Raw genomic sequence first — 13,793 nt, 5'->3', positions numbered from 1 at the left:
TCACTCACTGGGCACCTTCTCCTGCGGAACCGCCTCCTGCCGCCGGTCGGCGAACTCCGCCGCCCGCCGCCGGTTGGGCACGATGCCCTGCGGACGGAAGATCATCATGACGATGATGACCACCCCGAACACGAGGATGCGGTATTCGGCCGCGTCGAACTCCACCCCGACCAGGTCGCCGGCGCCGCGCAGCCACTCCGGCAGGTACCAGGTGATCGCGCCGCCGACGATCGCGCCCTTGATGTTGCCCGCGCCGCCCAGGATGACCGCCGCGAGCACCAGGATGGAACTTTCCAGCACGAACTGGTCCGAGTTGATGAACGTCTGCTTGCCGGCGAAGACCGCGCCGGTGAGGCCGGCCACCGCCGCCCCGATCGCGAACGCCCACAGCTTGTACTTGAACGTGGGCACGCCCATGACCTCGGCGGCGTCCTCGTCCTCGCGGGTGGCCACCCAGGCCCGGCCGACCCGGCTGTTGGCCAGGTTCCGCACCAGCACGATCACCAGCAGGATCAGGGTCAGCAGCAGCCAGTAGTAGGGCCGGGCGTCGACCACGCCGAACAGCGGCTTGCCGTCGGAGCCGGTGCCCGGTGGGTGCGGGATCGCCGGGATGCCCCGCTGCCCCTGCATCACGCCCTCGTTGCGGGCGGCGTAGAGCCGGATCATCTCGGCGAAGCCGAGGGTCACGATGGCCAGGTAGTCGCCGCGCAGGCGCAGCGTCGGCCCGCCGAGGATGACGCCGGAGACCATCGCGACCATCACCGCGACCGGCACCGCCGCCAGCCACGGCCAGTTCGTCCCCAGCCGGCTCTCCGGCGAGGTCAGCAACGCCACCGTGTACGCGCCGAGCGCGTAGAAGCCGAAGTAGCCCAGGTCGAGCAGGCCGGCGAAACCGACCACCACGTTGAGCCCGACGGCCAGCAGCACGAACACGGCGGTGTCGAACAGCACGCCCGCGAAGTCCGAGCGGGTGGTGTAGAAGGCGAAGTACTCGCTGCCGATGGGGAAGCCGAGGTACTCGTAGAACCACCGGTTCGGCAGGATGTAGAGCAGGACGATCAGCGCCGCGATCGCGGCCCAGCGGACCTGCTTCGGCATCGCCGCCCAGCGGCCCTTGAGGGCCGGGGAGCGGCCCTTGTCCACGGTGGCGGTCATGCGCGCGCCCTCCCGAGAGATTCGCCGAGCAGGCCGGTGGGCCGGAACATCAGCAGCACGATCAGCAGCACGAAGCCGGTGAAGTCCTTCCAGTCTCCGCCGAACAGGCCGGCGGCGTAGTTCTCCGCCACCCCGAGCAGCAGGCCGCCGAGCAACGCGCCGCGCAGGTTGCCGATGCCGCCGAGCACCGCCGCCGCGAACGCCTTGAGCCCGATCAGGAAGCCCACGTTGAACTTCGTGTAGCCGTAGCGGACGTTCCACAGCAGCGCCGCGACGCCGGCCATCAGGCCGCCGAGCACGAAGACCAGCAGGATCACCCGGTTCTTGTTCACGCCCATCAGGGCGGCCGTGTCGGCGTCCTGAGCCACGGCCCGGATGCCGCGGCCCAGCCGGCTGCGGTTCACGAACTGGTCCAGGCTGACCATCATCACCAGCGTGACGCCGAGGATGAGCAGCTGGATGTTGGTGACGGCCGCGCCGAACACGGTGAAGACCGTCTCCGAGGGGACCAGCACGGGCATGCCGAACGGCGCCCGGGAGGTGCCGATGCCGAAGGACTCGGCCAGCACGAACGACGCGCCGATCGCGGTGATGAGGAAGGCCAGCGGAGGCGCGTTGCGCCGGCGCAGCGGCCGGTAGGCGACCAGTTCCACGGTCACCGCGGTCGCCGCCGAGGCGACCGCCGCCACGACCAGGCCGGCCACCAGCGCGAGAATCAGCGGGCCGATGGCGGGCGAGGGGGAATTCTGGTCGTAGCCGAGGGCCTCCCAGGTCCACAGGGCGGTGAACGTACCGACCATGAAGACCTCGGAGTGGGCAAAGTTGATCAGGCGGAGAACGCCGTAGACGAGGGTGTACCCGAGGGCGACGAGCGCGTAGATCGCGCCCTGTTCCAGCCCGGTGATGGTCAGGGCCGGGAAGTTCCCGAACAGTTCATCGAAGTTCAAGTGGGGGCTCCAACTGTGCGGTCAAACGACGCGGCCGGGAGGAACCACTCCCGGCCGCATCGTCTGTGTCCCTGGCGGGACCGGCGAACCGGTCAGGCCTTCGGGATCTCGATGTCCGGGACGACCTGGCCCGCGTTGACCTTGAACGCCCAGACCAGCACCTGGGCCGGGTCCAACTCGCCGTTGGACTCGAACTTGTACGTCACACCGGTGGCGGTGCCCGCCTTGTTGTAGGACTTCACGAAGGCGAGCAGGTCGGCCCGGGTGGACTTACCGGCCTTGATGCCCTCGAGGAAGATCTTGGTGATGTCGTACGACACGTCGGCGTAGGTGCCCGGCTCGGCGTTCTCGAAGGCCGCCTTGTAGTCGGTCACGAAGGTGCCCTTGGCCGCGGTGGCCGGGGCGCAGGGGCAGGTCAGCACGGTGCCCTCGGCGACCTGCTGGCCGGCGACCTTGATGAAGTTGGCGTCGTTGACGCCGTCGCCGGCGACCATCGTGCCCTTCCAGCCGGCACCCTTGAGCTGCTTGAGCAGCAGGCCCGCCTCGGTGTAGTAGCCACCGAAGAACAGCACCGTCGCGCCGCTGCCGACGATCTTGGTGACGACCGCGGAGAAGTTGGTCTGCTTGACCTGGACCTTGTCCTCGCCCGCGACCGCGCCGAGGACCTTCTTGACCTCGTCCACCAGGCCCGCGCCGTACGCCGACTGGTCGTCGACGACGTAGACCTTCTCGGCCTTCAGCACGTTCTTGATGTAGCGGCCGGCGGCCGGGCCCTGCGAGGTGTCGTTGCCGACGCCCCGGTGGAAGATCTTCCAGCTCTTGGTGCTCAGGCTCGGACGGGTCGCCGACGGGGTGATGATCGGCAGGCCGGCCTCGTCGAAGATCGGGTCGGCCACCTCGGACTCGCCGGAGAACGCCGGGCCGACGATGCCGACGACCTTGGTGTCGCCCACCGCCTGCTGGGCCAGCGCCGGGGCCTTGGCCGGGTCGCCCTGCGAGTCGTACTCCGCGAGGTTGACCTTGCAGTCCGCGTTGTCCTTGTTGTACTGGTCGATCGCCAGCTTCGTGCCGTTGCGCATGTGGATACCGAGACCCGCGGCGTCGCCGGTCAGCGGGCCGAAGAAGCCGATCTTGAGGTCGCAGGCCGCCTTGTCGCCGCTGCCACCCTCCGTGCCACTGTCGGCCTTACACGCGGCCGCGCCACTGATAACGAGCGCGCTGATGGCCACGCCACCCAGCACCCGTGCGAGCTTCTGCCTCACGGCTCGTACCCTCCTCAGTCCGAAGGCCCGAACCACCCGCCGCGACTTGCGAATTGGACCTTGTGGGGGGTGGACGAACCGACCGCGTACCCGGTCTGGGCCGGGACGTTATCCCACAGGCAGGGCACGCCGTAAGACCTAGAAAGCGGGGTTGACCTAACCGTTACGTTGAGTGGCCAGATCCGCCGGAGTGCTGTAACACACACCGCGGGGCACGGGCGAAATCGGACATCCGACACCGGCCGGTAACACACCGGTGGCACGCTCAGCCGGGCCTGCCCGGCAGCCGCGCCGACCACAACCGGGCCCCCTCGGCACCGCCGTCCACCAGCAGCAACACCTCGCCACCCGCCCCGGCCACCGCGACCGACCGGTCCGGCGTCGCCGCCAGCGCCACCGGCAGCCGCACCGGCGCCCAACCCCCACCGTCCGTGGAGAACCACGCCGAGGAGCCCGCGGCGGCCACCGCCACCGCCAGCACCCCGCCGTCGACCGCCGCCAGGCCCGCCACCTGCCCCGACCCGCCCGCCGCCGACGGCCCCAACGCCCCGCCCGGTCGCCACCCCGCCACGTCCCGTACCCACGCCGCCAGGGCATCGCCGCGCCGGCCCACCGCGACCAGCCGCTCCCCCGCCCGGACCACCCGCTGGAGATCGCCCGGCGCGTCCCCGGCCGGGAGGACCTGCCGCCGCCAGCCGAGACCGTCCGGCGAGGTCCACACCGCCGGGTCACCGCCCGGCCGCCCCGGGGCACGCACCGACCCCACCAGCACCCACCCCGACGCCACCGCCGTCACGTCCGCCGCCCACGTGCGCCCCGCCGCGCCCGACGCCAACTCGGGCACGCCGCTGACCAGGCGGAACTCCCCCGCGTCGGCCGACGACCAGGCCGCCGCGCCGGTGCCCCGGTTGCCGGCGATCACCCACCCCGCCGGGCCGCCCACGATCCGCCCCACGTTCACCGCGTCGGGGCCGCCGAACACCTCGAACTCGGCCGGCACCTCCACCACCGAGCCGTCGGCGTGCTGCCGCCACGTGCTGATCCGGGGATTGCCGTGCACCCCGCCGCTCTTCGCACCCACGGCCGCGAGCCGGCCGTCGCGGCAGCCGACCGCCGTGAGCACGTTCTCCGCGCCGTACGCGGTGCGCGGCGTCAGCCGCAGCGGCGACCACGCGAACCCGGCACCGCCCTGCGCGGTCGACGCAGCCGGGGACGGTGCCGCCGGGGACGACGCCGGAGCCGGGCTGGACCACGCCGCCGGCCGGGTCACGCCCGCCGCGTCGGCGACGGCGCCCACCACGAACCAGCGCCCGCCGCACGCCGCCGCGTCCCGCAACAGCAGCCGGCCCGGGGCCCCCGGAGGCGCCGGCAGGGTCAGCGCCCGCCAGTCGGGGCGCAGGGAACCCGGGTCGGGCGCGGCACTCCCCGGGGCCGGCGTGGCACCATCCGGCTCGGGCGCGGCACGCTCGGACGACCGGCAGCCCGCCAGCAGCACCGCGAGGCCGGCGACCACGCCGAGCAGCGCCCGCAACGGTCCCGACGCCCGACGCGGGCGGTGACGAGGCATGCATCCGATCGTATCGATCAACCGGAGCACCGGGGACCCCGCGCCGCCGGGGAACGCCCGCACGGGCCGCGAATCTTGGACGGTTACCGCTCGCGGCGAACAGCAACCGTCCAAGAATCAGGGGCCTCAGGAGGCCGGCTGTGCCACCTCGCCGCCGGCCGTCTCGGCGAGGATCCGCTCGGCGACCTCCTTCATGGTCATCCGGTGGTCCATCGCCGTGCGCTGGATCCACTTGAACGCCTGCGGCTCCGTCATGCCGTACGTCGTCATCAGCGCACCCTTGGCGCGCTCCACCGTCTTGCGGATCTCTAGCCGGTCGGTCAGGCCCGCGACCTCGGCCTCCAGCGCGGCGATCTCCGAGTAGCGCGACAGGGCGATCTCCACGGCCGGCACCAGGTCGCTCTTCTGGAAGGGCTTCACGAGGTACGCCATCGCGCCGGCCGCCCGCGCCCGCTCCACGAGGTCCCGCTGGCTGAACGCGGTCAGGATGATCACCGGGGCGATCCGGGCGCCGGCGATCCGCTCGGCGGCGGCCAGCCCGTCCATGATCGGCATCTTGATGTCGAGGATCACCAGATCGGGCTTCAGCTCCTCGGCGAGCCGGACGGCCGTCTCGCCGTCGCCGGCCTCCCCGACGACCTCGTAGCCCTCCTCGACGAGCATCTCGGCCAGGTCGAGCCGGATGAGCGCCTCGTCCTCGGCGATCAACACCCGCCTGCGCTCGGCATCCGTCTGCGTCTCGGCCACGAGCCACTCCCACCAGTCTGCGCCCGACACCCGCCGTGCCGGGTGTCGCCGTCCCTAGCGTAGTGGGTAGTCTGTCAGGGTCGAATCATGGAAGGCCCTCGTAGCCCAACCGGCAGCAGGCAATGCACTCAAACTGCATACAGTGTGGGTTCGAATCCCACCGAGGGCACAAAAATTGTCATACAGGCGTTCGAAGATAAGCGGGTGCACCCGCCTGAGATCCGCGCCCGCGTCCGCGCGCTCCACCTGTCCGGCTGGAGCATCGCCGAGGCCGCCCGCAGCGTCGGGTTGCCTTACACGACGGTCCGCCACTGGTGCAGGGATCGGCCCGAGAGCAGGCAGCAGGCCAGCGCCCTGCGGTGTTTCCGCTGCCGCCCGGGCGTCGACAATCCGACAGATCCGGGTGCCTACGCCTACCTCCTCGGCCTCTATCTCGGCGACGGCCACCTCGTCACCACCGCGCGGATCCCGGTGCTGCGCGTCTACTGCACGACGTCCTGGCCGGGACTGATCGACGCCTGCGAGACCGCCATGAGGGCGGTCCTGGCCAACAGCGTGCAGCGGGTCCGGAAGCAGGGCTGCGTGGCGGTCCAGAGCTACGGCCTGCACTGGCCGTGCCTGTTGCCGCAGCACGGGCCGGGCAAGAAACACGAGCGGCCGATCGTCCTGGCCGGCTGGCAACGCGAGATCGTCGCCGCCCGCCCCGGGGACTTCGCGCGCGGCCTGTTCCACTCCGACGGCTGCCGGGTGACCAACCGGGTGACCATGCGCGGCAGGGGCTACGTGTACCCGCGCTACCTGTTCAGCAACGAGTCCGCCGACATCATGGGGCTCTGCCAGTGGGCGCTGGGCCTGCTCGGCGTCGCCTGGCGGATGAACCGCCCCAACTCGCTGTCCGTGGCCCGGCGCGAGGCGGTCGCGGTGCTGGACCGGCACGTCGGCCCGAAGTCCTGACCGGCCGGGCGGGGCGTCGTCGTCCGGCAGCGGCAGCGGTCAGCCGAGCGCGGCGAGCGCCTGTTCCAGGTCTGCCCGCAGGTCCTCCGGGTCCTCCAGGCCGACTGAGAGGCGCAGCAGCCCGCCGGCGGGTCGGGCGTCGCCGGTGACGGGCCGGTGGGTGAGCGAGGCGGGGTGCTGGACGAGGGTGTCGACGCCGCCGAGGGAGACGGCGTGGGTGATCAGCCGGCAGGCGGCGGCGACGGTGGCGGCGGCGGGCGCGCCGCCGCGTACCTCGAAGGCGAGCAGGCTGCCGGTGCCGGTCATCTGCCGGCCGACGAGCCCGGCGGGGTCGTCGAGGCCGGGGTGGTGCACACGGTCGACGGCGGGGTGGCGGGCGAGCCAGGCGGCGAGTTTCTCGGCCCCGGCGGACTGGGCGCGGACGCGCAGGGGCAGGGTCTGCAGGCCGCGGTGCAGCAGGTACGCGCCGAGGGGGTGCAGGATCGCGCCGGTGAGGGCGCGGACCTGGCGCAGCCGGGCGGCCCAGTCCTCGTCGCAGGCGACGACGCCGGCGAGGACGTCGCCGTGGCCGCCGATGCTCTTGGTGGCGCTGTGCAGGACGAGGGCGGCGCCGTGCCGGGCGGGTCGCTGGAGCACGGGGGTGGCGACGGTGTTGTCGACGAGCAGCGGGGTGTCGCCGGCTGCGGCGGCGAGGGCGGTGATGTCGACGAGGTCGAGGGTGGGGTTGGCGGGGGTCTCGACGACGACGAGGGCGGTGTCGGGGCGGATCGCGGCGGCGACCTGGTCGGGGCGGGCCCAGGTGACGTCGGTGCCGAGCAGGCCGGTGGCGAGGACGTGGTCGGTGCCGCCGTAGAGGGGGCGGACGGCGACGACGTGGCGGTTGCCGTCGCGGGTGGCGGCGAGCAGGGTGGCGGTGAGGGCGGCCATGCCGCTGGCGAAGGCGACGGCGGCGGGGGTGCCTTCGAGTTCGGCGAGGGCGGTTTCGAAGCGGGCGACGGTGGGGTTCCAGAGCCGCTGGTAGACGGCGCTGCCGCCGGGCGGGAGGGTGCCGCCGGTGGCGAGGGTTTCGTAGGCTTCGCCGCCGTCGGTGACCGACGGCAGCGGGTTGGTGGTGGACAGGTCGATGGGTGGGGCGTGGACGCCGAGGGCGGTGAGGTCGGCGCGGCCGGCGTGCACCGCGGCGGTGTCGACGGATCGGGTGTCCACGGTGCTGCTCATGGCGGGAAGCGTCGAACATCGCAGTGATGCCGGGCAAGAGAACCGTAGAAGATTCTGCGAGTGAGGCTTCAGTTACGCGGAGATTCGGAGCAGGATGGGTGGATGCCCCTTGCACCGAATGATGTGCGGCCCTTCGCCGCCCTGGACGACGTCGACCGCGCGATCCTGACCGAGTTGGCCGCGGACGGCCGGCTGCCGAACAACGCCCTCGCCGAGCGGGTCGGGGTGGCGGCGTCGACCTGCCTGACGCGCACGAGGGCGTTGCGGGAGTGCGGGGCGATCCGGGGGTTCCACGCGGAGGTGGATCCGGCGGCGGTGGGCCTGCCGTTGCAGGCGCTGGTGTCGGTGCGGTTGACGGCGCACGAGCGGGCGGCGGTGGACGCGTTCCGGGCCCGCTCGGTGCGGCTGCCGGGGGTGGTGTCGGTGTTCCACGTGGCGGGCGCGGAGGACTACGTGCTGCACGTGCGGGCCGCGTCCGGGGACGCGTTGCGGGACTTCGTGCTCGATCATCTGGCGGTGGATCCGGCGGTGCAGCACACCCAGACGAGCCTGATCTTCGAGCAGGTGCGCGGCACGGGCTGAGGACGGGACCGGCCGGGGCGGGCCGGCGGGCCGGCACGGCAACAGTCGGGCAGGCCGGCGCGGCAACAGGCCGGCAGGCCGGCGCGGCAACAGGCCGGCAGGTCGGTGCGGCAACCGGCCGGCGGGCCGGTGACGCCACCGGGCCAGCCGCGTTGTACGGGGTGAGGCGCACCGGCCCACCGGCGGTCGCGCGGGGCCGGGAGAGACGCGGGTGTCGGCATGCGCAGATGGTTTCCCCTGACGGCGGTCTGCCTGGGCACGTTCATGCTGCTGGTCGACGTGACGGTGGTGACGGTCGCGCTGCCGGACATGGTGCGGGACCTGGACGCGTCGTTCGGCGCGGTGCAGTGGGTGGTCGACGCGTATGCGCTGGCCCTGGCGGCGCTGGTGCTCGGGGCGGGGGCGGTGGCCGACCGGGTGGGGCACCGGGTGACGTACCTGGTGGGGGTGGTGGTGTTCGCGCTGTCGTCGCTGGCGTGCGGGCTCGCGCCCGGCGCGCAGGGGCTGGTCGCGGCGCGGGCGGCGCAGGGCCTCGGCGCGGCGGCCATGTTCGCCACGACGTTCGCGCTGTTGGACGGGGCCTACGCGGGCCGGGACCGGGGTGCCGCGTACGGGGTGTGGGGGGCGGTGTCGGGGGCGTCGGCGGCGGTGGGGCCGGTGCTGGGTGGGCTGCTCACCGAGGGCGTGTCGTGGCACTGGATCTTCTTCGTGAACCTGCCGGTCAGCGCGGTGGCGCTCGGGCTGGGGGCGCGGACGCTCCCGGCGGGCCGTCCGGCGGTGGGTGGGCGGGTGGACGTCGGCGGGGTGGTGGTGTTCGCCGTGGCGGCGGGCTGCGCGACGTACGCGCTGATCCGCGCGGCCGAGGCGGGCTGGTCGGATGCCGTGGTGTGGGCGGCGGCGGGCGCGGCGGCGGTGCTGCTGGCGGGGTTCGCCGTGGTGGAGTGGCGGGTCCGGCAGCCGATGTTCGACCTGGCGTTGCTGCGGGACCGGGCGTTCGTGGCGGTGCTGCTGGCGGGGCTGCTGTTGACGTTCGCGGCGTTCGCGCCGTTGGCGTACTCGATGATCTGGTTGCAGTCGGTGCTGGGGCTGGGTCCGGTCGGCGCGGGCCTGACCGGGCTGCCGATGTCGGTGGTGGCGTTCGTGGTGTCGGCGGTGTCGGGGCGGGCGCTGCACGGCCGGCGTCCGGGCCTGGTGATCGGCGGCGGGCTGTTGTGCGTGGGGGTGGGCAGCGCGGTGACGGCGGTGCTGGTGCGCGGGGCGGCGGGCTGGCCGGCGCTGGTGCCGGGCGGGGCGGTGATCGGCGTGGGGGTGGGGCTGGCGACGCCGGCGCTGGGCGCGGTGGCGATGTCGCTGGTGCCGGCGGCGCGGGGCGGGATGGCGGCCGGCGCGGTGAACACCTGCCGGCAGCTCGGGTTCGCCTTCGGCATCGCCGCGCTGGGCAGCGTCTTCGCGGCGGGGGCGCGGGGCGTCCTGCAGGCGCGGGGGGTCGCCGACGCGGCGGGGGTCGCGCACGCCGTCGCCGGCGGGCGCGTGTCGGGCCTGCTGGGTGCGGTGCCGCCGGAGGGGCGGGAGCTGCTGGCGGGGGCGACGCGGGCGGCGGCGGTGGGCGGGCTGCGGGCGAGCTTCGCGGTGGCGGCCGGGGTGGGGATCGGCGCGGGTCTGCTCGTGCTCGGGCTGCTGCGGGCCGGGGCGGGTGGGCGGATTCCGGGTGCCGGGGCGGGTGGGGACCGACCGGGCGACGGGGCGGGCGGGAACAAACCGGGTGCCGGCGGGGTTGGTTCCTCGCGTGATCGACGTACCCCTGTCAGTCCTTGATGTCGCCCCGGTCGCGGCCGGCTCCACGGCCGGCGAGGCCCTGCGGCACACCACCGACCTGGCCCGGCGGGCCGAGGAGCTGGGCTACCGGCGGTTCTGGGTGGCCGAGCACCACAACATGCCGGCGATCGCGAGCTCCGCGCCGGCGGTGCTGATCGCGCACCTGGCCGCGCACACGAGCACCATCCGGCTGGGCTCGGGCGGGGTGATGCTGCCCAACCACGCGCCGCTGGTGGTGGCCGAGCAGTTCGGCACGCTGGAGGCGCTGCATCCGGGCCGGATCGACCTGGGCATCGGCCGGGCGCCGGGGACCGACCAGGTGACGGCGCTGGCGTTGCGCCGGACGATGGAGGGGCTGTCGGCCGAGGGGTTCCCCCGGGAGCTGGCGGACCTGATGGGCTACTTCACCGGCGAGCATGCGGGGCCGATCGTGGCGACGCCGGGGCGGGGCGAGCAGCCGCAGGTGTGGCTGCTGGGCTCCAGCGGGTTCAGCGCGCAGCTCGCGGGGCTGCTGGGGTTGCCGTTCTCGTTCGCGCATCACTTCAGCGCGCAGCACACGCTGCCGGCGTTGGCGCTGTACCGGCAGCACTTCCGGCCGTCGCGGTGGCTGTCGGAGCCGTACGCGATGGTGGCGGTGAACGCGATCTGCGCGGAGACCGACGAGCGGGCGCAGTGGCTGGCGGGGCCGTCGGCGCTGGCGTTCCTGAAGCTGCGCTCGGGGCGGCCGCAGCCGCTGGCGTCGCCGGAGGAGGCGGCGGCGTACCCGTACACGGCGGCGGAGCGGGAGTTCGTCGTGCAGCGGCGGGAGGGGCAGGCGATGGGCTCGCCGGAGACGGTGGGCCGGCAGTTGACGGAGTTGCTGGCGCGGACCGGCGCGGACGAGTTGATGCTGACGTCGATGGTGTACGACGGGGCGGACCGGGTGCGCTCGTTCGAACTGGTCGCCGAGAAGGTGGCGGGCGGGTTGCGCCGGCAGGGGTGAACCCGGCGACCCGAACCCGGTTGGAAACGCCCGAAACACGATCTTCATACCGGCGTCACCGGTGCGTTGCGGTCGCCGCGTAACTTTGGTTCCGGTGGTGGTACGGCACTCCCCGGTCGGGACGGGTCGGGGGTGCTGCGGTGTGGTGCACCGGGCCGGAGCTGTGCGGATTCCGCGGCTGCGGCCCGGTGCCTGCCACCTTACCTAAGCGCGGTCAGCGCAGGTAGATGTTGGGCGTGGGCGGGGTCCCCATGCCGTCTCCGATGAAGAAGCCCGGGTGCGGCGGCTGGTTGTAGGCCGTGTTCTGCCAGGCGATCGCGGCGCGGTACTGCGGGTCGTGCATGAGGGTGTGGATCCGGGTGCTGGTCTGGGTCGGGGTGCTGTAGATGCGCAGGGCGCGGCTGTCGCTGGTGCGCCAGATCACTTCTTCCCGCCAGTCGCCGAGGATGTCGCCGGAGAGCGCCGGGGTGGACTTGGTGCTGTTGTTGGAGGCGACGTCGCTGCCGGTGAGCAGCCGGGTGTCGCCGGAGGTGCCGTACTTGTCGATCTTCGTGCCGTCGAGGAGCTCGCGCACCGGGTCGGCGTCCCACCAGGCGAGGAAGTTCGCCGACGACGGCTTGCGGCCGACGTTCTGGCCCTTGGTGTTGGCCAGGTAGCTCACCGCCGACGACCAGGACTCGGCGCCGGGGCTGCCGGCCCAGATGTCGCCGGAGACGCCGCGGCCGTTGTCGCCGGAGGCGGGGGTGGACCAGATGACCTGGCCGGTGCGGGCGTCGGCGAAGTAGGAGCTGGGCTTGCTGCCGTCCTCGTCGACCTTGAAGACCTCCAGGCCGGAGCGGCTCGGGTCGAGGTCGCCGACGTGCAGGGCGTCGCCGTGGCCGTTGTTGGTGGAGTGCAGCAGGCGGCCGTTGTCGTCGATGGTGGCGGCCCCGTAGACGATCTCCTGCCGGCCGTCGGCGTCGACGTCGGCGACGGACAGGTTGTGGTTGCCCTGCCCGGCGGCGGCGGAGTTGCCGGAGGCGTTGGAGTCGAACGTCCACCGCTTGGTGAGGGCGCCGTTGCGGAAGTCCCAGGCGGCGATGACGGCGCGGGTGTAGTAGCCCCGGGCCATGATCAGCGAGGGGCGCTGGCCGTCGAGGTACGCGGTCGCGGCGAGGAACCGGTCGACGCGGTTGCCGTAGCTGTCGCCCCAGGAGGAGACGGTGCCGCGCGGCGGGTCGTAGTTGACGGTGGACACCGCGGCGCCGGTGCGGCCGTCGAACATGGTGAGGAACTCGGGGCCGGACAGGACGTACCCGCTGGAGTTGCGGTAGTCGGCCGACGACGAGCCGATGACCTGGCCGGTGCCGGAGCGGGTGCCGTCGGCGGTCTTCATGGCCACCTCGGCGTCGCCGTCGCCGTCGTAGTCGTACACCTGGAACTGGGTGTAGTGGGCGCCGGCGCGGATGTTGCGGCCGAGGTCGACGCGCCACAGCCGGGTGCCGGTGAGGGTGTACGCGTCGACGTAGACGTTGCCGGTGTAGCCGGACTGCGAGTTGTCCTTGCTGTTGGACGGGTCCCACTTGAGGACGATCTCGTAGTCGCCGTCGCCGTCGAGGTCGCCGACGCTGGCGTCGTTGGCCGAGTAGGTGTAGGCCTCCCCGGTGGGGGTGGTGCCACCCGGCGGGACCTGCAGGGGCACGTCGAGGTAGCCGTTGGCGAACTGGAGCGCGGGCGCGGACGCCGCCTGCTCGGCGCCGCCGACGACGGCCCGCACGGTGTACGCGGAGCCGGCCGCTGCCCCGGCGTCGAGGTAGTTGGTGGCGCCGGTGATCGGGCTGGCGTTGACCTTGGTGGAGCCGCGGTAGAGGTTGAACGACACCCCGGAGGTCTCGGTGCCCAGCAGCCGCCAGGAGACGAGGTTGCCGCTGCCGGAGCGGACGCTGATCAGCCCCCGGTCGAGGTTCTCCATCTGCTTGGCCCCGGCGGGCGGGGTCGTGGGCGGCGGGGTGGTGGGTGGCGGCGTGGTCGGGGGCGGGGTCGTGGGTGGGGCGCTCGTCGGGGGCGCGGTGGTGGGGGTGGTGCCGCCGGTGCAGGTCGTACCGTTGAGGGCGAAGCTCGCCGGCACGGGGTTGCTGCTGTCGTTCCAGGAGGCGTTGAAGCCGAAGTTCGCGGTGCCGTTGGTGCCGAGCGCCGCGTTGTAGCCGGCGTCGCGGGCGGTGACCTGGGTGCCGGACTGGGTGACGGTGGCGTTCCACGCCTGGGTGACCTGCTGGCCGGCGGTGTAGGACCAGGTGAGGGCCCAGCCGTTGATCGGGTCGCCGAGGTTGGTGACGGTGACGTCGGCGCCGAAGCCGCCGCCCCACTGGCTGCTGATCTTGTAGTCGACGCGGCAGCCGGCGGCGGCGGCCGAGGCGGCCACGGTGCCGAGGGCGCCGGCGGCGAGGGTGGTGGCCGCGACGGCGGCGGCCAGGAGGGTGCGGCGGGATGCGGTCAGGTGCACGAGGGTGCCTCCGGGGGAGGTCGGGCGGGCGCGGCGACGCGTCGGCCCCGGTGGCCTGCCCTTGGCCGCCGGGTTGCGTCCG

11 protein-coding genes and 1 tRNA gene are annotated in these 13,793 nt (G+C 73.3%); 5 read left to right on the top strand and 7 right to left on the bottom strand.

All coding sequences use genetic code 11. From position 1 onward, the window contains the following. From ACVMYR_RS17700 to ACVMYR_RS17680, 5 genes are all read right to left on the bottom strand, one after another. Positions 1-1,155, bottom strand: a complete 1,155-nt coding sequence (locus tag ACVMYR_RS17700) for a branched-chain amino acid ABC transporter permease (protein WP_077939125.1) — start codon at positions 1,153-1,155, stop codon at positions 1-3. After that, the gene (locus tag ACVMYR_RS17695) at positions 1,152-2,102 is read right to left on the bottom strand and encodes a branched-chain amino acid ABC transporter permease (RefSeq protein WP_077939124.1); all 951 of its coding nucleotides are present in this window, start codon (positions 2,100-2,102) and stop codon (positions 1,152-1,154) included. The genes ACVMYR_RS17700 and ACVMYR_RS17695 overlap by 4 nt, the downstream gene beginning before the upstream one ends. Before the next feature lie 92 nt (positions 2,103-2,194). Continuing rightward, a complete protein-coding gene (locus ACVMYR_RS17690; RefSeq protein ID WP_077939123.1) occupies positions 2,195-3,364 on the bottom strand; it encodes a branched-chain amino acid ABC transporter substrate-binding protein in 1,170 nt (389 codons plus the stop codon). Positions 3,365-3,629: 265 nt separating this feature from the next. After that, entirely contained in the window at positions 3,630-4,931 is a 1,302-nt protein-coding gene (locus tag ACVMYR_RS17685) for a hypothetical protein (RefSeq protein WP_457122237.1), read from the bottom strand. 126 nt (positions 4,932-5,057) lie between these two features. Beyond that, entirely contained in the window at positions 5,058-5,678 is a 621-nt protein-coding gene (locus tag ACVMYR_RS17680; protein WP_043969321.1) for an ANTAR domain-containing response regulator, read from the bottom strand. Between the two features lie 94 nt (positions 5,679-5,772). Here ACVMYR_RS17680 and ACVMYR_RS17675 point away from each other — a divergent pair. Further along, positions 5,773-5,847: transfer RNA gene (locus ACVMYR_RS17675), tRNA-Leu, on the top strand. A gap of 35 nt (positions 5,848-5,882) precedes the next feature. Next, complete coding sequence (locus ACVMYR_RS17670) at positions 5,883-6,632, top strand: transcriptional regulator (protein WP_457122236.1); 750 nt, start codon at positions 5,883-5,885, stop codon at positions 6,630-6,632. A 39-nt stretch (positions 6,633-6,671) separates the two neighbouring features. Here ACVMYR_RS17670 and ACVMYR_RS17665 read toward each other — a convergent pair whose 3' ends face one another. Next, positions 6,672-7,850 (bottom strand): trans-sulfuration enzyme family protein, encoded by a 1,179-nt coding sequence (locus ACVMYR_RS17665; RefSeq protein WP_457122235.1) that lies wholly within the window; start codon positions 7,848-7,850, stop codon positions 6,672-6,674. A gap of 102 nt (positions 7,851-7,952) precedes the next feature. Between ACVMYR_RS17665 and ACVMYR_RS17660 the strand changes: the two genes are divergently transcribed. The 3 genes from ACVMYR_RS17660 to ACVMYR_RS17650 all read left to right on the top strand — a co-directional run bounded on the left by ACVMYR_RS17660 (position 7,953) and on the right by ACVMYR_RS17650 (position 11,229). Beyond that, positions 7,953-8,432 carry an Lrp/AsnC family transcriptional regulator gene (locus ACVMYR_RS17660; RefSeq protein WP_043967433.1) on the top strand — a complete coding sequence of 160 codons (480 nt, stop codon included), beginning with the start codon at positions 7,953-7,955 and terminating at the stop codon, positions 8,430-8,432. Between the two features lie 219 nt (positions 8,433-8,651). Continuing rightward, complete coding sequence (locus ACVMYR_RS17655) at positions 8,652-10,247, top strand: MFS transporter (protein WP_457122234.1); 1,596 nt, start codon at positions 8,652-8,654, stop codon at positions 10,245-10,247. Then, positions 10,219-11,229: an LLM class flavin-dependent oxidoreductase gene (locus tag ACVMYR_RS17650; RefSeq protein ID WP_043967429.1), complete on the top strand. Its 1,011-nt coding sequence runs from the start codon at positions 10,219-10,221 to the stop codon at positions 11,227-11,229. The genes ACVMYR_RS17655 and ACVMYR_RS17650 overlap by 29 nt, the downstream gene beginning before the upstream one ends. Before the next feature lie 214 nt (positions 11,230-11,443). Here ACVMYR_RS17650 and ACVMYR_RS17645 read toward each other — a convergent pair whose 3' ends face one another. After that, positions 11,444-13,711, bottom strand: coding sequence for a rhamnogalacturonan lyase family protein (locus ACVMYR_RS17645; protein ID WP_396788084.1), 2,268 nt, complete (start codon positions 13,709-13,711; stop codon positions 11,444-11,446). Between the last annotated feature and the right edge of the window lie 82 nt (positions 13,712-13,793).

This window comes from Micromonospora sp. PTRAS2 (assembly GCF_054052245.1).
This window is presented reverse-complemented; position numbering and strand designations above follow the sequence as displayed.